Origin of the sequence: Thaumasiovibrio clandestinus (assembly GCF_047250365.1) — a bacterium.
Taxonomy (GTDB): Bacteria; Pseudomonadota; Gammaproteobacteria; order Enterobacterales; family Vibrionaceae; genus Thaumasiovibrio.
In genome coordinates this window covers 522372-544260 of sequence record NZ_JBLBVL010000001.1, presented here as the reverse complement: position 1 = coordinate 544260, position 21889 = coordinate 522372, and the positions used below count along the sequence as shown (strand labels likewise).

The 21889-nt window shown below is 45.3% G+C and carries 21 protein-coding genes; 10 read left to right on the top strand and 11 right to left on the bottom strand.

Annotation, left to right across the window (positions count from 1 at the left end; translation table 11 throughout):
• Window positions 1-8: 8 nt before the first annotated feature.
• Window positions 9-626: an arylesterase gene (locus ACKLNH_RS02560; RefSeq protein WP_413110661.1), complete on the bottom strand. Its 618-nt coding sequence runs from the start codon at window positions 624-626 to the stop codon at window positions 9-11.
• Here ACKLNH_RS02560 and ACKLNH_RS02555 point away from each other — a divergent pair.
• Both ACKLNH_RS02555 and ACKLNH_RS02550 read left to right on the top strand, forming a co-directional pair.
• Window positions 625-1311 (top strand): ABC transporter ATP-binding protein, encoded by a 687-nt coding sequence (locus tag ACKLNH_RS02555; RefSeq protein WP_413110660.1) that lies wholly within the window; start codon window positions 625-627, stop codon window positions 1309-1311. The two genes, ACKLNH_RS02560 and ACKLNH_RS02555, sit on opposite strands and share 2 nt — an antisense overlap.
• The gene (locus tag ACKLNH_RS02550; RefSeq protein ID WP_413110659.1) at window positions 1308-3707 is read left to right on the top strand and encodes an ABC transporter permease; all 2400 of its coding nucleotides are present in this window, start codon (window positions 1308-1310) and stop codon (window positions 3705-3707) included. Before ACKLNH_RS02555 ends, ACKLNH_RS02550 begins: the two co-directional genes overlap by 4 nt.
• Before the next feature lie 70 nt (window positions 3708-3777).
• On the opposite strand, the gene ACKLNH_RS02545 is transcribed toward ACKLNH_RS02550, so the two are convergent.
• On the bottom strand, window positions 3778-4683 hold the full coding sequence (locus ACKLNH_RS02545; RefSeq protein ID WP_413110658.1) for a TIGR01777 family oxidoreductase: 906 nt from the start codon (window positions 4681-4683) through the stop codon (window positions 3778-3780).
• A gap of 292 nt (window positions 4684-4975) precedes the next feature.
• Here ACKLNH_RS02545 and ACKLNH_RS02540 point away from each other — a divergent pair, with 292 nt between their 5' ends.
• The 6 genes from ACKLNH_RS02540 to ACKLNH_RS02515 all read left to right on the top strand — a co-directional run bounded on the left by ACKLNH_RS02540 (window position 4976) and on the right by ACKLNH_RS02515 (window position 9762).
• Window positions 4976-5713, top strand: a complete 738-nt coding sequence (locus ACKLNH_RS02540; RefSeq protein WP_413110657.1) for a DUF1538 family protein — start codon at window positions 4976-4978, stop codon at window positions 5711-5713.
• Window positions 5710-6495, top strand: coding sequence for a DUF1538 domain-containing protein (locus tag ACKLNH_RS02535; protein ID WP_413110656.1), 786 nt, complete (start codon window positions 5710-5712; stop codon window positions 6493-6495). Before ACKLNH_RS02540 ends, ACKLNH_RS02535 begins: the two co-directional genes overlap by 4 nt.
• Complete coding sequence (locus tag ACKLNH_RS02530) at window positions 6485-6835, top strand: P-II family nitrogen regulator (protein WP_413110761.1); 351 nt, start codon at window positions 6485-6487, stop codon at window positions 6833-6835. Before ACKLNH_RS02535 ends, ACKLNH_RS02530 begins: the two co-directional genes overlap by 11 nt.
• Window positions 6832-7257, top strand: coding sequence for a CBS domain-containing protein (locus tag ACKLNH_RS02525; RefSeq protein ID WP_413110655.1), 426 nt, complete (start codon window positions 6832-6834; stop codon window positions 7255-7257). The genes ACKLNH_RS02530 and ACKLNH_RS02525 overlap by 4 nt, the downstream gene beginning before the upstream one ends.
• 66 nt (window positions 7258-7323) lie before the next feature.
• Window positions 7324-7869 carry a phosphodiesterase gene (gene yfcE, locus ACKLNH_RS02520; protein ID WP_413110654.1) on the top strand — a complete coding sequence of 182 codons (546 nt, stop codon included), beginning with the start codon at window positions 7324-7326 and terminating at the stop codon, window positions 7867-7869.
• Window positions 7870-8262: 393 nt separating this feature from the next.
• Entirely contained in the window at window positions 8263-9762 is a 1500-nt protein-coding gene (locus ACKLNH_RS02515; protein ID WP_413110653.1) for a cytochrome-c peroxidase, read from the top strand.
• A 54-nt stretch (window positions 9763-9816) separates the two neighbouring features.
• Here the strand turns inward: ACKLNH_RS02515 and ACKLNH_RS02510 are convergent, their stop codons facing one another.
• The 7 genes from ACKLNH_RS02510 to ACKLNH_RS02480 form a co-directional block, all read right to left on the bottom strand.
• Window positions 9817-10572: a sulfite exporter TauE/SafE family protein gene (locus ACKLNH_RS02510; protein WP_413110652.1), complete on the bottom strand. Its 756-nt coding sequence runs from the start codon at window positions 10570-10572 to the stop codon at window positions 9817-9819.
• Between the two features lie 67 nt (window positions 10573-10639).
• On the bottom strand, window positions 10640-11530 hold the full coding sequence (locus tag ACKLNH_RS02505; protein WP_413110651.1) for a hypothetical protein: 891 nt from the start codon (window positions 11528-11530) through the stop codon (window positions 10640-10642).
• A 2-nt stretch (window positions 11531-11532) separates the two neighbouring features.
• Window positions 11533-13947, bottom strand: a complete 2415-nt coding sequence (locus ACKLNH_RS02500) for a fimbria/pilus outer membrane usher protein (RefSeq protein WP_413110650.1) — start codon at window positions 13945-13947, stop codon at window positions 11533-11535.
• Complete coding sequence (locus tag ACKLNH_RS02495) at window positions 13947-14642, bottom strand: fimbrial biogenesis chaperone (protein ID WP_413110649.1); 696 nt, start codon at window positions 14640-14642, stop codon at window positions 13947-13949. Before ACKLNH_RS02495 ends, ACKLNH_RS02500 begins: the two co-directional genes overlap by 1 nt.
• Window positions 14643-14651: 9 nt before the next feature.
• On the bottom strand, window positions 14652-15389 hold the full coding sequence (locus ACKLNH_RS02490) for a hypothetical protein (protein WP_413110648.1): 738 nt from the start codon (window positions 15387-15389) through the stop codon (window positions 14652-14654).
• Window positions 15390-15465: 76 nt separating this feature from the next.
• Window positions 15466-15996, bottom strand: coding sequence for a hypothetical protein (locus ACKLNH_RS02485; RefSeq protein ID WP_413110647.1), 531 nt, complete (start codon window positions 15994-15996; stop codon window positions 15466-15468).
• A gap of 97 nt (window positions 15997-16093) precedes the next feature.
• On the bottom strand, window positions 16094-16591 hold the full coding sequence (locus ACKLNH_RS02480; protein WP_413110646.1) for a hypothetical protein: 498 nt from the start codon (window positions 16589-16591) through the stop codon (window positions 16094-16096).
• A gap of 202 nt (window positions 16592-16793) precedes the next feature.
• On the opposite strand from ACKLNH_RS02480, the gene ACKLNH_RS02475 reads away from it, so the two are divergent.
• Window positions 16794-17282, top strand: a complete 489-nt coding sequence (locus tag ACKLNH_RS02475) for a hypothetical protein (RefSeq protein WP_413110645.1) — start codon at window positions 16794-16796, stop codon at window positions 17280-17282.
• Window positions 17283-17483: 201 nt separating this feature from the next.
• Entirely contained in the window at window positions 17484-18128 is a 645-nt protein-coding gene (locus tag ACKLNH_RS02470; protein ID WP_413110644.1) for a helix-turn-helix transcriptional regulator, read from the top strand.
• Between the two features lie 119 nt (window positions 18129-18247).
• On the opposite strand, the gene pta is transcribed toward ACKLNH_RS02470, so the two are convergent.
• Window positions 18248-20398, bottom strand: a complete 2151-nt coding sequence (pta, locus tag ACKLNH_RS02465; protein WP_413110643.1) for a phosphate acetyltransferase — start codon at window positions 20396-20398, stop codon at window positions 18248-18250.
• Window positions 20399-20496: 98 nt separating this feature from the next.
• A complete protein-coding gene (locus tag ACKLNH_RS02460) occupies window positions 20497-21693 on the bottom strand; it encodes an acetate kinase (RefSeq protein ID WP_413110642.1) in 1197 nt (398 codons plus the stop codon).
• Window positions 21694-21889: the final 196 nt, after the last annotated feature.

The window sequence follows — 21889 nt, the reverse complement described above, 5'->3', positions numbered from 1 at the left end:
CATCCTTGTTATTGTGTAAGCAGAGTTTGTTCAAATAATGGTTGCAATGCATCGTATAGCAAATCGCGGATCAGGGGTTGTGCAGAGGGATTGGGGTGGATGCCATCTTGCATCATGTAAGCGGGATTTTCGATGATCGCTTCGAGAAAAAAGGGTAGCAGTGGAATGTTAAACTCTACACTTAAGTCGGGGTAAATGGCTTCAAAAAGTTGGCTATAGCGTTGCCCATAATTGGGCGGTACCCGAATTTGCATGAGTAAAACTTGCGCCCCTGCTTGCTGGCTCGCTTGGATCATGGTTTGTAAATGCTGGCGTGTTTTAGCGGGAGGAAAGCCGCGTAAACCATCATTGGCGCCCAATGCGATTAATACATAGTGTGGTTGATGGTTGTCGAGCAGCGCGGGTAGCCTATCTGCGCCGTTGCCAGCCGTATCTCCAGAAATACTGGCATTGATAATAGTGATATTGTGCTCACTCACACGGCTTTGAAGCAGGTAAGGCCAGCTCTCTTCTGGCTGCATTTGATAACCAGCACTGAGGCTATCTCCCAATATCAATAGATTGGAGTTGGCGAAGCTGCTATTGCTGGTTAGGCTAAGTATAAAAGCTAAAAGGATTTTTCTCATGACATCATCCATAATTCGAGCGGCATCTGTATTCAAGCATGTCTCAACATCTACTTCGCATCTTACCATTTTGCAAGATGTTTCCCTAGAAATAGCGGCAGGCCAAAGTGTGGCGTTTGTTGGTGTCTCTGGTGCGGGTAAATCGACACTAATGACACTATTGGCAGGACTTGATGTCCCCAGTGAAGGGCGTGTCGAATTGCTTGGTCATCCCATTTCAAGCTGGGATGGCGAACAGAGGGCAGCACTACGCGCCTCATCCATTGGTTTTGTTTTCCAGAGCTTTTTATTAATCCCCTCACTGACAGCATTAGAGAATGTTGTCCTGCCCCAGTTGTTGAAAGGCGAATCTGTGGATGAGGCTCGAGCACACGCGTTATTGCAAGATGTTGGACTGGAAGGACGCGAGCAACATCTGCCGAGTCAGTTATCTGGCGGGGAACAGCAGCGAGTCGCGCTCGCTCGAGCCTTTATCACTCGACCTAAAGTCCTGTTTGCTGATGAACCGACTGGTAATTTGGATCAGCAAACAGCCGCTCATATTGTTGATCACCTATTTGCGCTGAACCGAGAATATGGCACGACGTTAGTGTTGGTCACGCATGATAGTACGTTAGCGGCGCGCTGTGATCGTGTTATCACCTTAGAAGCGGGTCGAGTGCAAGAAGCGCAGGAGTCACTATGAAGCATTTATTGTGGCGTTGGCGATGGCGTGAAATCCGCCATGGCCAATTGTGGGCGGTGGTGGCTGCGTTAACCTTGATTGTGGCGACAGTGGCCGCATTGGCGATGCTTGCTACTCGAATAGAAGTGGTAATGACTCAACAGGGGCGGGCGGTGCTCGCTGCAGATCGGGTCGTGGTAAGTCGACAGCCTATTGCAGATGACCTGTTACTGGCGGCAAGTGAACAGGCTGAGCAGGTTAGCCAACAGATCCGCTTTAGCACCATGGCCTTTAGTGATAACGCCATGCAGTTAGTCAGTGTCAAAGCGGTTGAAAGTGCCTTTCCTATGCGGGGTGACTTACAACTCGCCACCGAGTCAGAGGTATACGATGCGGTACAAGAAAACGCGTTGTGGTTAGAACCGCGTCTATTTGATTTGTTGGCGGTCAACGTTGGCGAACAGGTTAATATTGGTGATGCACTATTTACCGTCAGCGGGCGTATTGAGCGCGACCCTGAATTGTCATTTAACCCCTTTAATCAAATGCCTACGGTGTTGGTTCATCTCAATGACGTCCCTAGGATTGGTGCGCTATTACCAGGAAGTCGCGCATCATATCGCGTTTATTTCACAGGTAGTGATTCGCAACTACAAGCGTTAGAGACCCGCTTTCCTGCCCAGCCCGGTCGGCGCTGGCTAAGTGAAGAGACGGAAGGGCGCACAGCAGAGTTATTAGTACGGGCAAAGCAGTATCTGTCACTGAGTTTGGTATTGGTGGTGTTGATGTCGGCGGCCACATTAACATTAACTTGCCAGCATTTTGCTCAAAGTCGGCGCAGCATTATCGCCATGCTTAAAAGTTTAGGGGCGAGCCAACGCTGGTTACGGCGCTGGTTAGTGGGACAAATTGTTAGTTTGCTCTGTGTGAGTGTGGTGGTAGGTAGTGTGCTGGGTGTGGGGTTAGAGTGGGCGTTGCGTCTTCCCCTGTTATCTCTGTTTCCTGATGAATTGCCCAGTGTTGGTATTGTGCCTTTTGTCGTCGCGGCAACAGTGGCGATTTTAATTGCGATTCCAGCGATGGGTATCCCGTTACTGAGGTTATTGCGCTCTCCTGCCATTGCGGTATTGCAAGATGCACCTTTACCGACATCACGGCGTGATTGGGTATTGGTTTTACTGCCTATTATTGCCGGTTTTAGCTGGTTTGGTAGTAACTTATTGGTATGGGGCGTGTTGTTTGGTTTTGTGGTCATGATGTTAGTGATGGCATTGCTGGGTTGGGGGGGAATATGGCTAATGCGAAAAACGGCTTCGCGGCCAGCTTTGGTATTGGCGCTAAGCCGAATTAAGCGTTCTCCATGGCAAACTAGCATGCAGATGGTGGCCCTCTCTAGTGCATTGATGTTGTTAGCGGTTATTTGGTTGTTGCGCTCGGCGTTATTGAGTGACTGGCAGCATACCCTGCCAGCTGACGCACCCAACGTGTTTGCATTAAATGTTGAAGCATCGCAGCGGGTTGATTATTTACAGCGGGTTGATGATGCAGGTTTTTCTCGCTCAGACGCCTATCCAGTGATTCGAGGACGGTTAACCGCGGTTGGGAAGACGCCTATTGCAGAATGGGTCGTCGAGCATTCAGACGGAGATGAAGTGCGACGACGAGAATTAAACCTGACGTGGTTTGATGGGATCCCGCAACACAATAGCCTGTGGGCGGGAGAGTGGACAGGGGATCACGGTGTCAGTATTGAACACGGGATAGCAGAGCGATTAGGACTGGCTTTGGGAGATTTACTGACATTTACTGTGGGTAGTGCAGAACTGCAGGCGGAGATCACCAGTATCCGCGAAGTAGAGTGGCGTAACATGCATCCGAATTTCTATTTTATCTTTCCGCCCGAAGTGATGACAACGTTTCCTCAGACTTGGTTGGTGAGCTTTAAGGTGATTGAGGATATCGAACGGGGATTAGTGGAACTGGTGCGTGATTTCCCGACGGTTACCGTATTGGATCTTAGAACGATGGTTGCTCGGGTTCAACAGATGCTAGCGCAGGTCTCCATATCACTCACCATGCTTGCGGCATTGGGCGTGTTAAGTGGGGTATTGCTTATTGTGACGTTACTTCGGTTGAGCTTAATTCAGCGCGAGCGCGAGGTGCAGATTTACCGTACATTGGGGGCGGGAAAAGCGCAGATAAAGGCCACCCTTATTTTTGAGTATGGTGTGCTGTGTTTACTGGCGGCATTGTTAGCGATGCTGGGTGCAGAGTTGGCTTTGGCAGTGGTCTCCCAACGGTTGACGCTACCCCAGCAGTGGCATCCGCAGTTGCTGCTATTGCCGCTGTTAGGCGGAGGGCTTGTTTTGTTATCTATTGGTAGTATTACGCGCCGCCTATTAACGCCTCTAAAGTAACCGCATACCCTCAGTGGCGTATCGCCTCAGAGTAACAGCAATAAGGTTGAGGATAGGAGGGAGGCTGCGGTTAATTTTGATAGTCAAAAAGCGTATCTTTCAAAGCCTGCTCTATCGAGGAGTAAGAGAAATGGTAGCCAGCATCGAGTAGCTTTGCCGGGTGAACTTTTTGACTATCTAAGATTAGGCACGCCGCCTCACCCAAGCCGAGCTTTAGCACCCACTCTGGGGTCATAAGAAGATGAGGACGATGTAGAACTTTTGCTAACGTCGCGCTAAATTCCCGGTTAGTGACGGCCTGAGGGGCGGTGAAGTTGAACGCACCCTGAGTGTGCGATTGCTTTATTAGAAATAGAATCCCCTTCACCATGTCTTGAATATGTATCCAAGGAAAATATTGCCGCCCATTACCTACAGGCCCACCGAGCCCTAATCGGTAAAGTGGTAACATCTTGGTTAATGCGCCTCCATGACGGGAGAGAACGACGCCAGTGCGTAACAGGCATACTCGGGTCTTATCACTTTGTGCTGACAGTGCAATTTTCTCCCAACGGTCACAGACTTTATGGGTAAACGATTGATCGGCAACATGAAGATTTTCGTCGATGTCCTGTTGCTGCTGGTCACCGTAGTAGCCAACAGCTGAGCCACTGATAAAGGTGTGAGGAGGAAATTCACTGGCCTGGATTTTATCTACAAGCTGTTGGGTTAACTGCCAACGACTCTGTTGAATTGTTTGCTTTTGTTGCTGGCTCCACCGTTTGTTAGCGATGGGTTCACCAGCAAGGTTGATGATAACATCGAACTGATCGAAATTATCGATCTCATCTAAGTGGGGTAGCACCTTCATGTGATGGCCTAATTGCTGATAGGCTCGGGTGGGATTGCGGGATAATATTGTTATATCATCGTGGGTTAGGTGTGGTAGCAGTGCGCTGCCAATTAAGCCTGTTCCCCCTGTTACCAGTATTCTCATGATTCCATTACCCTGTGTGTTACTTCGCGAGAGCTAAACAATGTTATCGCTTAGATTGTCGTTACTTACAATGCCATACATTGCCATGTTTTGGCGAGCAGTACGGCAGTCCTAATTCTGCGCATTCCAGTGCTGACGCTTATCTATTTGTTCCTATCTCTTAGCATACACCCTATTGACGTTGTTCGAGTAATGCGCTTGTTGCGCAAATGTTGCGTCTTCGCGTGAGTGGTCACGGTTGGCATAGGAGAAGTGTGCCATACTCAAATGCTGGTAGGCTGCAGGGGGATGCATGCGCGCATTGCACGCTTTATGGTTGACGATGTTAGGGAGCTTACGAGATCTGCTACCGATCATCTTTGTCATCGCCTTTTTTCAACTCTTCATTTTGCAGCAACCCTTGCCAGATATAGGACAGATTCTGATCGGGTTGCTTCTTGTTGTCGTGGGCTTAAGCTTTTTTATTTTAGGCTTAGAGATGGGGCTATTTCCGATTGGCGAAAGCATGGCGCATGCCTTTGCTCGAAAAGGCAGTGTGTTTTGGTTGCTAACCTTTGCATTTTGTTTGGGGTTTGGCACAACAATCGCCGAGCCTGCGCTAACCGCCGTAGCACATGAGGCTGCGCAAGTTGCCGCCGAGTCGGGTGTTATCGCATCAGGTGTGCCCGCGCAACAACAGTATTCGATTGGGTTGCGAGTTACGGTCGCCTTTTCTGTTGGGCTGGCCATAGTGTTGGGGGTGCTGAGGATCATTAAAGGCTGGTCAATTCAAAAGATGATTATTGGCGGCTATATGTTGGTGGTGATAATGACCGCTTTTGCGCCTGATAGCATTATTGGTATTGCTTATGACTCTGGTGGGGTGACTACCTCTACGATCACCGTACCGTTAGTCACCGCGCTAGGGGTGGGGCTTGCCTCGTCAATTAAAGGTCGAAACCCGATGACGGATGGGTTCGGCTTGATCGCCTTTGCCTCATTGCTACCGATGATTTTTGTGATGGTTTTCGGCATGGTGCTAGCCGCATGATAGAACTTCTACTTTTCTTTTTCTCTACATTCATTTCAACCATTAAAGATGTGCTGCCTATTGGGATCATTATTGTTGGCTTTCAGTTGGGTGTGCTTCGTCGAGGAGTGCCAAATTGGGGCAAGATGGTGCTGGGGTTTGGCTATGTAATTTTGGGATTAAGCCTTTTTCTCATGGGGTTACAAATGGCGTTGTTTCCTTTGGGCGAGAATATGGCCCTGCAGTTAACGGCGCCCAGTTTTATTGCAACGAGTGCAGACAGTGCATTTAGCTGGCAGCGCTATATTTGGGTTTATGTGTTTGCCGCTGCGATTGGGTTTAGTACCACCATCGCTGAGCCCTCGTTGATTGCGGTCGCCATAAAAGCGAGCCAGGTATCAGGTGGGGCGATTAAGGTGAATGGGTTAAGGGTTTCTGTCGCTATCGGTGTGGCGGTGGGGATCGCGTTAGGCTGTTTTCGAATTGTGGTTGGTGATCCTATCCATTACTACATTATTGGCGGGTATATTGTTGTAGTGATTCAAACGTTTATCGCACCGAAGTTTATTATTCCATTAGCCTTTGATTCTGGTGGAGTGACCACTTCAACGGTTACTGTTCCTTTGGTCGCCGCCCTCGGCTTAGGACTGGCTTCTACCGTTCCCGGCCGCCATCCGATGATCGATGGGTTTGGGCTAATTGCTTTTGCTAGTTTATTTCCCATGATTTCAGTGATGGGGTATGCACAGTTGACAGCGTGGCTAGATCGCCGTCAGAGAAGAGGAGATGATGATGCGCTTTAAATTGATAATCGCGTTTGTGGATGATGCAAAAACGGATGCGGTGCTCGATGCTGCTCGACACGCGGGAGCGACAGGGGCGACGGTGATAAATAATGCACGAGGGGAGGGACTCAATAAACGAAAAACGTTTTTTGGTTTAACCCTAGAAGTACAACGAGATGTTTTGTTGTTTGTGGTTGAAGAGCACCTCGCCCGCCATATTCTTGAGCGAATAAAAGTGGTAGGCGAGTTTGATGAAGCGTCAGGGCAAGGGATAGCGGTTCAGATTGATATTGAAGATGCGGTTGGTGTCGCTCACCAAGTTGAACGGCTAGCTAAGTTTGTTGAGGATGAATTATGAGTAATCGAGTAAAAGTGTCAGTCAGGGATGTGATGATGCCGACATATGCTTGCGTTGATGGCCTAACCACTGTGGAAGAGGCGATAAGAATTGCCAGAAAGGCTTCGGTCAAAGCACTGATTGTTAATAAACGCGATGATGAAGATGAGTATGGCATTGTATTAATGAACGATATTGCCAAAAAGGTACTATCAAAAAATCGTGCGCCAAATCGTACCAATGTTTACGAGATTATGACCAAGCCCGCATTGAGTGTCTCCCCGGACATGAATGTTAAATATTGCGCTAGGATGTTTGAACATTTTGGGATTAGCCGTGCCCCAGTGATTGAAAAAGGCAAAGTGGTCGGCATGGTGAGTTACAACAATATTGTGCTTAATGGCATGTTGCGTGAGGAAGATGGCTATAGCTATGTTGACTGATTTGTCACTGGTTTGGGTATAGTTGATTGGTTACAATGGCGCGGTAATAGTAAGAGGATATACCCAGTGAAACTGTTTTTTGCTTCTGATATTCATGGCAACGTGCTAGCAGCCCAAAAGGTGGTAGATGCGTTTTCTCGCTCTGGTGCTGACTATTTGGTTTTGCTTGGCGATGTACTAAATTTTGGCCCCAGAAACCCGATTGTTGAAGGGCTCGACCCCCAAGGTGTAGTGGCTCTCCTCAACCCATTGGCCGATAAAATGATTGCCGTGCGTGGAAACTGTGATAGTGAAGTCGATCAAGCGCTACTCAATTTTCCGTTGTTGATGGATTACCATTGGATATTGTTACCCAATGGCCGTCGTATGTTTCTCACTCATGGGCATGTTTATCATCCAGACAATATGCCAGCACTCGCAGCCGGTGAGATTTTCTCTTATGGTCACACGCATTTGCCCGTTGCGGAATGGGTGGGGGAGCAAATTCACTTTAACCCAGGCTCGGTGACTTATCCGCGTGGAGGCCATCCCGCAAGCTACGGCCTATTGGAGAATGATACGTTGAAGGTAGTAGATTTCAATAATAATACCCTAGCAGAGGTTGCCTTGTAGTTTTGATGTGAATTAGGGCAGCGAGTCATGTCGGCCCAAGCATTGGCATTTTAAACTATGCTGATGTCACTGCTTCTCGCCATGGGGCACTATTATCAATAAGTGTATCTTTTCGATTTACTAAATACGACTTTTTTTAATACAAATAAATTGGCAATATTTATCTATCATGACTTTCTGTAATGTTAATAGATGTCTTATTTATAATAAATGCTTTTTATCTAGTTATATCAAAGGAGTAAGCTTCTATTGATATTCTTATTCATAGTTGTAATCAATGACCACCTTCTCTAGCACTCTTTATTACATCAATATACTAACGTTAATGGAATGAAGTCTAAATTCAATAACGTTGATGTATATCCGGTATGTTTCATTCTACGAGGAGGTTGTATGCCTGATGATAATATGAGTTTGATGCTCAGAAGAAAGCGGCTTTTCAGTGGCATATGTGTAGTGATGTTCCTGACTCTTTTCAGTATTAAATTATTTGCGGAAGATTCATTAACCTATATCGAGGAGTTTGGTAAGCGCCTATTTTTCGAGGAAAGCTTGTCATTCAATGGCGATATGTCTTGTGCGACGTGTCACACCAGTGATACAGGGGGAACCAATGGTAATTCGCTTCAAAATGCTGAGCAAGTGGCTGTTACAGGTTCAAATGGTGGTAACGGAAAATTAAAACCGCCAACGAATAAATATGTTCAGTTTATGGGGGAGGATCGCCGATTAAAGGGAGTGGCTAACTTCGACCCTCTCTGCGCAACATTTCGAGGCCCTCAACCTTGTGGCGGTGCATTTTGGAATGGGCGGGCTAAAGGTGACATGATTGAAATGGAAGATAATATTGCGTTGTTTGATGGTCTAGCGCCACATTATGAATTTTTATATAGGAAGTACGTCGGACCATTATCGGACCAAGCCCATGCCAGCCCATTTATAAACTCAGTTGAACAGGCTTTACCAAATAAAAAAGCGGTTTGTCGAGCGGTGAAAGACCAGCCGTGGGGAAATCATTTGTATAAATTTACCTTCGGTGTGAGGTTGCGTTGCGGTAGTCAATATATTGATCAGACCTTTGCATACTTTGCATTAGCTCTCGCGGCGTGGCAAGCATCGGACGCGAATAATCCTTTTGATTCAAAACGCGACATTGCCTTACGTGATGAAGCTGCGTTTGAGGAAGACGTGAATTTTCCTTTGGCTGGCCTAACAGATGAAGAAAATTTGGGGCATGACATTTTCTATAATGTAGAAGGTGCAACGCCTGGAAACTGCGTTTTTTGTCACCGTAGTGGCAATGTATTTGGAACAACTGCCGACGAGCGTTATACGGATGATCAGTATCACAATATTGGCGTGCCCAATAACCCAGAAATTCCAGGCAATTTAGGCGCGGATCCTGGCGTATCTGCTACAACATTCGACCCACGCCATTTGGGGCAACATAAAACCCCGACCTTGCGTAATGTCGATAAGCGCCCCGAACAGTCCTTTGTTAAAGCGTATACGCATAATGGCTGGTTCAAGTCATTGGATGATTTAGTGCACTTCTACAATAGTGCAGTTGCTCCAAATAGCTTGGATCAGTGTGGTACGAACCCAGTATTTGATACCGCATGTAGCTTTGGTATTACGCGTTGCGATAACACGCAAGATTGGACTATTGAGGAAGCAAAAGCAGCCAATTGCTGGCCAGAAGCGGAGTTTACGGACACAGTGACTCCGCCGTTTGTGCTGGGCAACTTGAGATTAACGAAAGATGAAGAGAAGGCGCTGGTTGCATACTTAAAAACCTTGTCGGATACCTCGGAAGCGTCTGACCCAGAACCTTATGTTAAAAAAGGTTTTCAATCAGGGCGGGTACAAGGTATACACCTCATAAAACAGTAATGGGTTGTTACTGATAAAAATGCGCCTTGTTTGCCCAAGGCGTAATTTTGTCATCTATAGCAAAAGCTTAATTCCGACGATAAGTGAGAGTAGCTCGAATGCTTTTTTAATCACTTGGTTATTATGTATTTGTGAGAGGTGGGCACCTAAATACCCCCCGAATAGCGAGGCGAGCAGCAAAACAGGTAGCCAAGGCCAGTAGAATTCGCCTCCTGCGAATTGAATCGTGAACGCACCAATCGCATTCCAGAATAATCCCACACTCACCATGGTTAGTGCGACAGCTTGCTTGTAGTCAAAACCAAACCACCAGATTAAAAATAGGGTGACAAAAAGGCCACTGCCAGCGGTCAGTGAGCCGTTAATGATTCCAATGATGGCCAATCCTGCGCCGCCGAGTAGCATTCCCCGCCAATGACGATTTTTTGCGCTCACGTATTGTCCCAGCGCCTTCTTGTTATGGGAGAAAAATGCGAGACCAATGATGAGTATGCCCAGTGCTTTTTCTGCGTATTCACCTGGCACGGCCAATATAATATTAGCGCCGATAATAACGCCACAGCTACCCGAGGCGACGACAAAAATGGTGAACCATTTGTTTAGCGTGCCTGCTCGAATGTGCTTGGTGGCGGCTCCAAAGCCCAGTGCCACGGTGGCAACTTTGTGGGTGGCGAGGGCAATACTGAAAGGGAGACCAAGAAATAGAAGTAAAGGGAGCTGCAATAATCCCGCGCCACCACCAGACAGTGCTGCAAGTGTGTTGGCGACTAACGAACCAAAGAAGAGAAAAAAGGTATGTAAGACTTCCATGTGACATCAATGTTTGAGTTATATTGATGTCACACTATACGTGGTCTTAGCGAAGAATAAAAACGCTTCAGGGGGCTAAAGATGGGGTTATATTGATCTTAATTGAGTCATTATAATTCCCTGCTGGACGACGACTAACATCGCCCAGCTTAAAACGCATTGAGTAACGGTGCCCGACTGCGTTTTCTGGTTGTCGCTCCAGTAACTCGAAAGTAGTGCTATTAAGATTAATACGTTGATTGTCAAGGAAGAAGTCATAGTTGACGTCCCATTCTGGATTACCTCCGGCATGACGCATTTTTCCGCGGTTATCTGAAGAGATCTCTAGCTTATAATCGGTTGAGCTTTGCACGAGTAACTTGGGTTGTAAGATTAACTCTTTATTTGAAGTCATGGTGCCAAAATCAACCGTATAGCGATTGGCACCGCCAATCCCCCATAAGCTAATGCGAGCGGATTGCTCTACATTCGCCGTTAAATGTTCGCGCCGCTCATCGAGTTGCTGACCAATGTTCTTTGCTTGAGTTAGGTAGATATCAAAGTGCTGTGAAAAGCGACCACTGCGGACATACTGGCCTTTGGGGAACTTAAGGCTAAATTGCATTTCTTTGTTCTGACCAGGTTCGAGCCGTGGCACGGATAAAGCGAGACCATTCTCAAAACGTCTTGAAGGTGTTCCTAGGTTGTTGATTTCAAATCTAAGCTGCTGATTTACCGCATTTGTTAGGGCATTGCTTTGTGGTTTGATAATTAGGGTTGATTGGCATTGCTCTGTGCCGGTATTGGTAACTTTGACCACGTATGTTTGGCTCAATGGAAACGGGTTATTGCCAAACATATCGTAACTCTGATGTTTATTGGCAGGTTGTTGATAAAATTGCGTTATTTTTTGTTGGCATTGGGCGTATGCATTGGCACTTAGCATGGCGATGGTTGCGTATAGCAGGGGCTTAAACATGATCAGTTAACCTTAATTGTACCCAAGTTAATCGTATACCCTTCATCTTCTGGGACATCGAGGGTGAAGGATAGGTTGTCTGCGGTATTAATTTTAACCTGATATTGACCAGGACGAAGTCCCGTTATTGCAAATCTCCCCTTAGTATTGGTAAGAAACTCTATCGGTTTGCTCTCTGGCTTACCGACTGGGGTTAGCGACGCAGAGACAAGTGCAACGGGTGTGCGATCGGACAGAATCAGAGACCCCAATACCGTGATATTGGCGTCATCGCCAATCGTAAAGTGATAAGAAGCGCGGTGGTATGGTGTGATCTCATAACCGTCGTTCAATAGCGTATAACCTGCCGGTAGATTGCTTACGTCTGTTTCAATCGTTTGCTGTGCATACGAGGTAATTTCTGGAACGACAAGTGTTGAGAAGGTGTCTGATCTTACTTGATATATGTCGCCATCAATTGGATTTACGCCGATTTTTGCCCCTTTGAGGGTATCGTGAAAGGCAATCGTTGCGAAAGCATCATTAATTGGTCGAGCTGGAGCAATAGCGTGACGATTGAAGGCTAATGCGGTCTGGAAGTTTATTTGATTGCGGTAGGTATACTCACCGTCAACAAGCTGACCATCAATATGGTTGGCAGCAAGCAAGTAGCGGTTGCCAGTATAGTCAATATTGACGTTGTTAAGCATATCTTGATCGTCATTATTCTCTGTTCGTGCATTGATGGAGTAGCCACCAGTACTTCCAGGATTCGTGGTATCGGAATATGAAGCTTGAATACGGTTTAGATTTGTATCATATGAGAAGCCAACATCTGCCGTATCGGATAGCGGAAAACTCAGTGCAAAAAAGAAGTCGGTGCCGTCGTCACTGCTATCGTAGGTGGTACGAAATAACCAAGTGCCTCGCGTATCTAAAATAGGCCCAGAGAGTGCGCCCGCAATTGTGTAATCGCTATCACCCGCAAAGGTAAGGTTAGTTGAGTTAGATAGGGTCGCGGAATAGTCCGCATTGAAACGATAGAGATAAAACAGAGAAAGAAAGTGTTCAACAGAATCTTCATTACGAATAGGTAATGTTTCTAACGCATCATTAATCGACGTAAACTCGAGAGAGTTCCATTCATATTGTGCGGTGAGTGAATGGATATCATCATCGAGAAAAGAGTCATAGGTAAGTTGTGACGCATAGCCGTTACCCAGTACTGGATGGTCACTCCAAGCGCCTTGTAACTCAACTAAGCCAATGGGAAAAGCGTAAGTTATACCTGCCCCCAGCTGATAGGTCTTATCTCGAAATTGCCCGTTAGCGCCTAAAGTGAGAGATTCTGTTATCCCTGCCTCTATTCCTGACGAGAGGACGACATCGCCAGTATCGTAGTCGAGGCTGCCATCACTGTCTGTCCTACTGATACTTCCCGTAGAAAAATGGTATTCAAACTCACCAGCGGCAAGCAGACTTAGTGACGAAGCAATGCTGAGATCGATAATATCTTCTTGGCCAGAGGGGTCGATGATTTTCAGCTTAATATTGTTCACCCCTTGAGTTAAGGGAAGATCTCGAATGTCGTATGAACCAGGGGGGAGTGAGAGTCGGCGTATTAATATGTCATCGACAAAGACTTCGACTCGTGACGCACGCACGATAGTAAAGCGTTGATTGGTCAAAGGTCTAACATTGCGGGTCGGTATTTGACCAAAATTACGATTAACATTTAAACCAACTAAGCTTGGAGAACCTTGAAAACCAAGCACTTGTGGGGTGAAGTCACCAAGGGTAACGCGAGTGCCCTGAGTCGCAAAATCATAGGTTAGTTGTGATTGGATGCGGTTAATTTGATTACTGTTTGCTTCATCGTAACTGTATTCGAAATCATTGGTTAGATTGAACTTATTAAATCGTAGCGCGCTCTCCAAGGTGTTAACACTGGAGAAGATTGCACTGTCATCAACGTCGGCATCTTGGTTAAACGAGGCAAACAGATTGAAGTAGCCACTAAATGGCTCGGTTGACGCTTCATAACGGTAGGGTTGCTCAGTTGCTGATAAGTAAATACCGCTATCTAAGATGATGTCTTGGCTAATTTTTACGTTGGTTTGAAAAGTCGCTGCATCAAGTGTCATGTCTACACCAAACGATGCCATTGATGCGCTATCAATGTATCCATCGGTAACCGAACTGGCGATTTTTGCTGTTGCTTGCTCACCAATACGCTGATTTAAAAAACCTTCAATGGTGTGAAATTCGATGAGAAGCTGCTGGGTGTTGGTGACCTGAACATTAATGTTTCCAGACGGAAAGCTCTGGTATGTCAATAAGCTGGCAAAAGAAAGTGTATTCGGAACAACTAGATCAGTGCCTTCCAGTGCTGCCGTTAATGGATAGAACGCTGCCAGTATAGGGATGATTTTTTTCATTATTTTAATAACCTAACTTGAACGATATCACTTAATGGAATGGTGGTGCTATTTAACGTGACGTCTCTTTTTTGTTTTGGAGGGAAAAAGACGTCAAGGCCATCAGCTTTAATGGCGTCAGATGCTAAAATGAGACGCTCACCACTGCTTGATATTAACTCAAGGTCGTAATTACTGAGTTGGCTATAGCGATTGCCTTGATTGGTAACACTAAACTGCCATTGATTATTACTTGCGGTGACAGGCAGAGTCGCGTCGGATATGGTGGCATTGTGCGTGTTCTTATAGGTGTGCAAGATAGCATTGTAGTTAACTTGCATTGTGATCGAAGAGTCGACACTCTGGCTGTCGAGGAGTTCATTGGAGAAGACAATGGCGTAGCTTTGAGATTGTTGATGTTCTGTTGGATGAGCAATAACCAGCACTTGACGACTGCCGCCGGGCTCTAATGTAAATGCGGCAGGAACAGTGTCGATGTGATCACTACTCTCTTCAGCAAGCGCATAGCTCTGGTCGTCAAATTGGAGTTGTTTAACTAATGTACTAATGGTTACAGGTTGGCTGTCGTTATTGGAGACACGGATTTGATACTGTTGTTTTTTGTCGAGGTTTAGTTCACTGACTAAGGGGGAGATCTCTAGCCCCCAAGCCAATGTAGGTATCATAACGCCAATTAATATGAGTATCCTTACCATAAGGCAATCCTATTCAATTGATATTGAAGTGATATTGCTTATATTATGGTCAAAATTCTTATTTAGGATCAGTCTTTTTGATGTTTTTGGTGGAAAATAGTTGATATTAATAAATTCACCCAGCTTATCAGCATTATATGTCTTAGTGCTGCGGGTGTTGTCAGTTTTAATGCTCCAACGCGTTTGACTGAGTAAAACAAATCTTGTGCCACTGTTAGTGATATCAATGACATAGTTTCCATCTTTATTGGTGGTCACGTTATCTACTTCAATATTGCCTTTTGCATCTGTTGGAATTACGCTGAGCATCGCACCATATCGTAGCTTGAACGACAGATCTAACTCAGAGTCCTCCTTACTGTTTGGCTTGTCACCGATGATTTTATCTTGCTCATCAACAATGTTATTTATCTCTTCGAAACTGATACGATAAGTGACGGACAGTGCTTTCGTTGGGTCACCAATGTACTTGACTAGCACCGCATGGCTTTCCCCTGGTTGAACCGTAAGTGTATCTGGAATAATTAGAAATTCTTCAGTTGCAATACGCGGCTCTCCTTCACCGTTATCAAGAAGGAAATAATAGGGGGTGACACTGACATCAATTTCTTTATCGCGTGTATTTCCAACCGTATATATTTGTTGCGCTGCTGCTCCTGCAGGCGATATTTCAGCAATAATTGGGGCAACATTGAATGCTATAGCCGATTGCGAGAAGAATATAGTTGCTAAGATCCATCGCCACATAAACCGTACCTCCTATCTTATTAAATCGCTAACGAAGAGGGGCTAGGCCCCTCTAGAACATAAGTGTAGATTTAGTTTAGTCGTATGCATTCCAATCAGGGTTGATATCAACAGTTAGGTAGTCATGGTAGTAACCATAGTACTTAGCATCAGTTTCTGACGCATCGATGGTTAGCGTCCAATCTTTCCCTGTGGTTGCAAGTGCGTGAGAAGCAGGAACATCTAATTTCTCAGCGTATGTTGTTGCCCCATTTGTATTTAGTACCAGTGCTCCACCACCAAGTCCACTCATTCTTGCTTTATAATCAATAACATCTGAGTAGTTGTAATGGTTCATTAGGCCGCTGTAAGCACTGGTGATCGTGACATCAACACCATCTGCAGCATTACATACTAGTGTGCCTGTAATTTCTTTTTGATAATCGCTAGTTAGGTCACCTAAGCTGATGTACGAGTTATCATCATCAAGAACACATTCACAAACGGGCGGAACATAACCAAAAAGGTGGAACGTTTTAGCTTCAGGATCAGGAAGGTCGTAACCATAACCGCCAGCCATAGCCGAAGCTGCAAAAGGTATTGCCAATAACATTACGTACTTTTTCATGGTAAAACTCCATCTTACTTTTGAGTATAGCTGTAAAGCTATTTGGTGCGACGAATTGCTTACTTACAAGCAATATCTGAAAATACGGTTAAGTTCGTTAGAGCGTTAATTTAGGAACAAAAGATACAATTAATGTATCTGAATATTTTCCTGCGAAAATAGGCGTGCTGTTTGTTTCAAATGACAAGCTGCCACGCGTTAAAAATTTTTTATTTATGTCATAGCTTAACGATTTAGAGTTTGTGAGCTGTTTGCTTGGGTATATTTTCTTTTTATTATCTATATTTACGTTGATGTCATATGTGATTATCTCTCTTCCTCTTTTTAATCCGCCATTCTTAGAATAAATGGATATTTCAAATGGTGAGTTGCAGTTTACATCAAAGCCAACTTTTTGATTCTGATTTTCAAAGATGTTACCGAGCTCTTGCTTGTGATAAGTTATATCGCAATGACTCTCTATTTTTCCTGTCAAGTCAAGGGATACAAAATTATTAGCCTGTGCTTGGGCATATGAAATAGCAAAAAGGCTTACAATACAAAATAGAGTTTTGCAGTGTTGCTTAATTGCTCTTGTTAGTTCATCACCATTCATCGTTAACATCTTCGTTATGTTGGTCACGAATTAAAACTACACCTAGATTCGAAATAAAAAGGATGACTAAGGTATGAATAGCTTACGTAAGTGCTAAATAAGTGCCTTGCTTATAGGCATTGCCTTGTAATCGGAGGCAAGCCAAATTATAAGTTAATGACTATTAGCCGATGAAAAATAGTATTGTATGTAGGAGCTACTTATGGACTGGTCTGTCTGCGTATTAGGTGAAAGCTGCCTAATTGATGGATTAATAATGAAGCAGTTACAAAAGTTAGACTTTATCGATGTGGTGAGCTCTCCCATATATCGAACTGATATTGTACGTAAGTTGAAAGAGTACGATTTGCTTCTTGTTAATTATGAAGATATAGAACTTCCAGTAATCAGGGAGTTATTGATCACTGTTTCAGAGCAGGGAAAAATCATTTTATTCAATGTAAATAGAAAGGTTAGTTCGAAAGAGCTGCTTTCTTGGCCTCATGTCATGGGGATTGTTTATGATGATGATACGCCAATGATGCTATTAAGGGCGATAGAAGAGGTCGTGTTGCATGGGCGTTTATGGTTGTCACGTCAACTACTCGAACAAGCGCTATTGGAGGGGCGCCGTATTGGAAAAAAGCGGATATGTTCAGTTACCGAGATTCGAGAGCTGAGAAAAGCTAAGCAGCGAATTTTCCTTTGTTGAAGAGGCTTGCTGCGTAGTAACCGGAGAGGCATTTAGTAATCAACTGATTATCAAAGACAAAAAATATTGATACTGTCAGCATCATATCAAGTATCACTTAAGATACATTTCCAGTGTGGCAAATGTGGCGTTATAGGCAAATATGTAAGGGGTAGAAATGAATCAGGTTTGTATAAACCTTGTTTTGTAAGTGGTGATGTAATGATAATGGGTTCTCGAACGGTTTTGATTTTGGGTAACATGAATATCCAGACGCGTTTAATGCAACAGGAGTTGAAGAAGTGCAATATTTCTCATGTTCAACATATGGCGCTAAATGCGATAGAAAACCCCACCAGATTAAATGAGTATTCTGTTGTTTTGGCAGACTACACCTGTTTGGAAGAACAGTCTGTTGTTGATGTTCTTCATGCTGAAACATTGGATTTTGACCTTGTTTTATTTAACACCCCAGAAAGCTTGGTGCTGGAAAAGCTGATTATTTGCAAGCAGTTAAAAGGGGTTCTGATGACGTCATCGCCGCTTGAACATCTTGAACGTTGTGTGCGTAGTGTCTTGGATGGCGATATGTGGTTACCCCGAAATTTTATGACACAGTTGATCTGTTATTACCGCGATCAAGTTATGCCGGATACGCCAGTGTTAGACGATTTGACCAAGCGTGAAAAGCAAATTCTCGATCGTTTAGTTTGTGGTCAATCGAATCAAGAGATAGCAGAGGAATTATTTGTTGCCGAGAGTACTGTAAAGACGCATATCTATAAATTATATAAAAAGATGAATGTTCACTGTCGACGCGAGGCGATTCGTTGTGTGAGGCAGGCTCAACGGGATGCCAATATTTAGGTAATACAAGTCATAAAAAAGCCCCATCGTATGGTTTGCGATGGGGCTTTTGTTTCTTCATTAGCACAAGGTTTCGATAAGCAAAGCGTCGAGGATACTCGTTATCGATAAGACCGCGCTTACGCGTTCTCTTCTGCTTGTTTAGCCTGAATAGCTGTTAGAGCAACAGTATAAACAATGTCGTCTACCAATGCGCCACGAGACAGGTCATTAACTGGCTTACGCATACCTTGTAGCATAGGACCAATAGAGACTAGTTCCGCTGAACGTTGTACCGCTTTGTAAGTCGTGTTACCTGTGTTTAGGTCAGGGAATACGAAGACAGTCGCTTTACCCGCTACTGGTGAATTAGGCGCTTTAGAAGCAGCAACGTTTTCCATGATCGCCGCATCGTACTGAAGAGGACCATCAATGATAAGATCAGGACGTTTCTCTTGTGCGATACGGGTTGCTTCACGTACTTTATCAACATCAGCACCTTTACCAGATGTACCGGTAGAGTATGAGATCATTGCAACGCGAGGGTCGATACCAAACGCTTTCGCAGAATCCGCTGATTGGATTGCAATCTCTGCAAGCTGTTCAGCATTTGGATCTGGGTTGATGGCACAGTCACCGTAAACCAGTACTTGATCAGGCAGTAGCATGAAGAATACTGACGATACGATAGAGGCATCTGGTGCTGTCTTAATGATCTGGAACGGAGGAACAATCGTGTTCGCGGTGGTGTGAACGGCACCAGAAACAAGGCCGTCAACTTCATTGTTTTCAAGCATCATAGTGCCTAGGAAAACAGAATCTTGCAGCTTTTCACGTGCAACGACATCGGTCATGCCTTTCGCGCCACGTAGTTCAACTAGACGAGCGACGTAGTTTTCACGTACTTCTTCAGAGTTGATGATGGTAACGCCAGCACCGAGAGTAACACCTTGCTGTTCAGCAACACGCTTGATCTCTTCAGGGTTACCAAGAAGTACACAGTCAGCAATACCGCGTTCAGCACAGATTGCCGCCGCTTTAACCGTACGAGGTTCATCACCTTCTGGAAGAACGATACGTTTCGCGGCACGACGAGCAAGCTCAGTCAGTTGGTAACGGAATGCAGGTGGGCTTAGACGACGCTCACGTGCAGAGCCTTCAGTGAGTGACTCGATCCAATCGCCGTTAACATGGCTCGCCATGTATTCGTTAACGAACTCAACACGCTCTTTATCATCGGCAGGAACTTCTAGTGTGAAGCTTTGTAGATTTAAAGAGGTCTGCCAAGTGTTACCTTTTACGGTCATAACAGGTAGGCCAGTTTCAAAAGCGCGTTGGCACAGCTCTTGAACGCCCTCAGGGATCTCATAACCGCCAGTTAGTAGCAGTGCGCCAATCTCTACGCCGTTCATTGCAGCAAGACAAGCTGAAACGATAACATCAGGACGGTCAGCAGACGTCACAAGTAGTGAACCTGGACGGAAGTGTTCAACCATATGAGGGATTGAACGCGCACAGAAAGTAATGCTCTTGATGCGACGAGTTTTAATTTCGCCTTCGTTAATGATCTCTGCGTTTAAGTGCTGAGCCATGTCGATAGCGCGGGTCGCAATTAAGTCAGGTGTCCATGGCGCAACGCCAAGTACGCGGATTGGACTGGTGCTATACACTTCCATCACTTCGACGTCGGTCTTAACCGCTTGTTTTGCTTCGTCGAACATTTCAGAAAGATCTGGACGAGTACGGCCTTCTGCATCAACAGGTGCGTTTAGCTTATTGACGATAACACCGCCAATTTGCTTGCTCTTAATGCCGCCAAAGTTTGAACATGCCACCTCAATGCGCTCTTTAAGCTGAGATGAGTTGTCCGTTCCGTGCGCCATAACCAAAACGATTTCAGCATCCAGAGTTTTTGCGATTTCAAAGTTGATTTGGTTTGCAAACGGGTGCTTGCTGGTTGATACCAAACCTTCAATGAGCGCTACTTCAGCGTCACTTGTGGACTCTTTGAAGCGAGCGACGATATCTTCGAGTAGAACATCGCTCTGATCATTACGGATCAACTCTTCTGCGCTTCCCATCGAGAAAGGTTCAGCGATTTGCATGTCGCTGTTCTTACGGATAATGGTTGTTGTCAAATCAGGCGCTTCACCACCGTGGCGTGGTTGAGCGATTGGTTTGAAGAAAGAAACGCGAACACCTTTGCGTTCCATTGCACGCAGTACGCCAAGGCTGACACTGGTAAGACCAACGCCAGAACCAACTGGAATTAGCATAATAGTACGGGGCACAGGAGACTCCTCTTTACTACCGTATTAAGTGACATGACATCACTAAAGATTAGTTAAAAAAACGGCCAGCTAATAGCCAGCCGTTTTAATTGTTTCGATTAGATGTCAGCTAGGCGCGCTGTATCTTCTGCGATAACCAGTTCTTCGTTAGTAGAGATAACGAATGCTGGGATACGGCTGTTGTCAGATGTGATCTTGCCTTCGCCGCCGAAACGTGCTTTCAGGTTCGCGTCACCATCAACTTCAAAGCCTAGTACGCCAAGACGGTTTAGAACCATCTCACGGATAGGGCCAGAGTTCTCACCGATACCGCCAGTGAAGACGATAGCGTCTAGACGGCCGTCAAGTGTTGCAGTGTAAGAAGCGATGTATTTCGCTAGGCGGTGACAGAATACGTCCATCGCACGCGTTGCTTCTTCTTTCTCACCGTAGTTGTCTTCAACGAAACGACAGTCTGATGTCACTTCAGTTAGACCAGCAAGACCAGACTCTTTGGTTAGCATGGTGTTGATGTCTTCAACAGAGTAACCTAGTGCGTCGTGTAGGTGGAAGATGATCGCAGGATCGATATCACCACAACGCGTACCCATCACTAGACCTTCAAGAGGAGTAAGACCCATAGAGGTATCTACAGACTTACCGCCTTTGATAGCACATACAGATGCGCCGTTACCTAGGTGGCAGTTGATGATGTTTAGGTCTTTCTCTTCTTTACCTAGAACTTCTGCTGTTGCGCGAGAGATGAATAGGTGAGAAGTACCGTGCATACCGTAACGACGAATACCGTGCTCTTTATACAAGTTGTATGGTAGAGCGTATAGGTAAGCCTCTTCAGGCATGCTTTGGTGGAAAGCAGTATCGAATACAGCAACATTTTTCAGTGCAGGGAAAGCAGCTTGTGCCGCTTTGATGCCTTCGATTGCGGCTGGGTTATGAAGAGGTGCAAGCGTTGCACAATCTTCGATACCTTTAAGCACATCATCAGTGATCAATGCTGAAGCAGTGAACTTTTCGCCGCCGTGAACAACACGGTGACCGATAGCAGCAACGTCAGCTGCTAGCTCAGGCTTAGATGCTAGAATGGTGTCCACAATGAACTTTAGTGCAGCTTCGTGTGCCGCGCCGTCGCCTAGTTGTGCTTCGTGCTTACCATCTAGTTTCCACTTGATACGAGCTTCTGGCAGGTGTAAACATTCTGCCAGACCTGTTAGATGCTCATCACCCGATACAGCGTCAACAACTGCGAATTTCAAAGAAGAACTACCGCAATTAAGTACTAAAACCAGCTTAGACATGTGAGATTACCTATAAGTCTTTCTGAGAGTTGATATTCAACATAAAAAAATACCGATAGAGTTGACGTAGTTGATAACGTGTCGCATCTATGGTCTAAAATTCGGTCTATCCGTATGAGTTAGACATGGAGAACCCATGTACGACTCTTCCTTGAGGTCTTGCCTAAAGTTGCGGTAATCTGAATTACAGGCAACA

Coding starts and splice junctions, on each gene's coding strand:
- ACKLNH_RS02540 (WP_413110657.1), top strand. CDS start 4,976: ATGCGCGCATTGCACGCTTTATGGTTGACGATGTTAGGGAGCTTACGA.
- ACKLNH_RS02470 (WP_413110644.1), top strand. CDS start 17,484: ATGATAATGGGTTCTCGAACGGTTTTGATTTTGGGTAACATGAATATC.
- ACKLNH_RS02480 (WP_413110646.1), bottom strand. CDS start 16,591: ATGAATGGTGATGAACTAACAAGAGCAATTAAGCAACACTGCAAAACT.
- ACKLNH_RS02500 (WP_413110650.1), bottom strand. CDS start 13,947: ATGAAAAAAATCATCCCTATACTGGCAGCGTTCTATCCATTAACGGCA.
- ACKLNH_RS02510 (WP_413110652.1), bottom strand. CDS start 10,572: ATGGAAGTCTTACATACCTTTTTTCTCTTCTTTGGTTCGTTAGTCGCC.
- ACKLNH_RS02505 (WP_413110651.1), bottom strand. CDS start 11,530: ATGTTTAAGCCCCTGCTATACGCAACCATCGCCATGCTAAGTGCCAAT.
- ACKLNH_RS02535 (WP_413110656.1), top strand. CDS start 5,710: ATGATAGAACTTCTACTTTTCTTTTTCTCTACATTCATTTCAACCATT.
- ACKLNH_RS02460 (WP_413110642.1), bottom strand. CDS start 21,693: ATGTCTAAGCTGGTTTTAGTACTTAATTGCGGTAGTTCTTCTTTGAAA.
- ACKLNH_RS02495 (WP_413110649.1), bottom strand. CDS start 14,642: ATGGTAAGGATACTCATATTAATTGGCGTTATGATACCTACATTGGCT.
- ACKLNH_RS02545 (WP_413110658.1), bottom strand. CDS start 4,683: ATGAGAATACTGGTAACAGGGGGAACAGGCTTAATTGGCAGCGCACTG.
- ACKLNH_RS02515 (WP_413110653.1), top strand. CDS start 8,263: ATGCCTGATGATAATATGAGTTTGATGCTCAGAAGAAAGCGGCTTTTC.
- ACKLNH_RS02475 (WP_413110645.1), top strand. CDS start 16,794: ATGGACTGGTCTGTCTGCGTATTAGGTGAAAGCTGCCTAATTGATGGA.
- ACKLNH_RS02560 (WP_413110661.1), bottom strand. CDS start 626: ATGAGAAAAATCCTTTTAGCTTTTATACTTAGCCTAACCAGCAATAGC.
- ACKLNH_RS02530 (WP_413110761.1), top strand. CDS start 6,485: ATGCGCTTTAAATTGATAATCGCGTTTGTGGATGATGCAAAAACGGAT.
- ACKLNH_RS02550 (WP_413110659.1), top strand. CDS start 1,308: ATGAAGCATTTATTGTGGCGTTGGCGATGGCGTGAAATCCGCCATGGC.
- ACKLNH_RS02485 (WP_413110647.1), bottom strand. CDS start 15,996: ATGAAAAAGTACGTAATGTTATTGGCAATACCTTTTGCAGCTTCGGCT.
- ACKLNH_RS02525 (WP_413110655.1), top strand. CDS start 6,832: ATGAGTAATCGAGTAAAAGTGTCAGTCAGGGATGTGATGATGCCGACA.
- ACKLNH_RS02490 (WP_413110648.1), bottom strand. CDS start 15,389: ATGTGGCGATGGATCTTAGCAACTATATTCTTCTCGCAATCGGCTATA.
- ACKLNH_RS02555 (WP_413110660.1), top strand. CDS start 625: ATGACATCATCCATAATTCGAGCGGCATCTGTATTCAAGCATGTCTCA.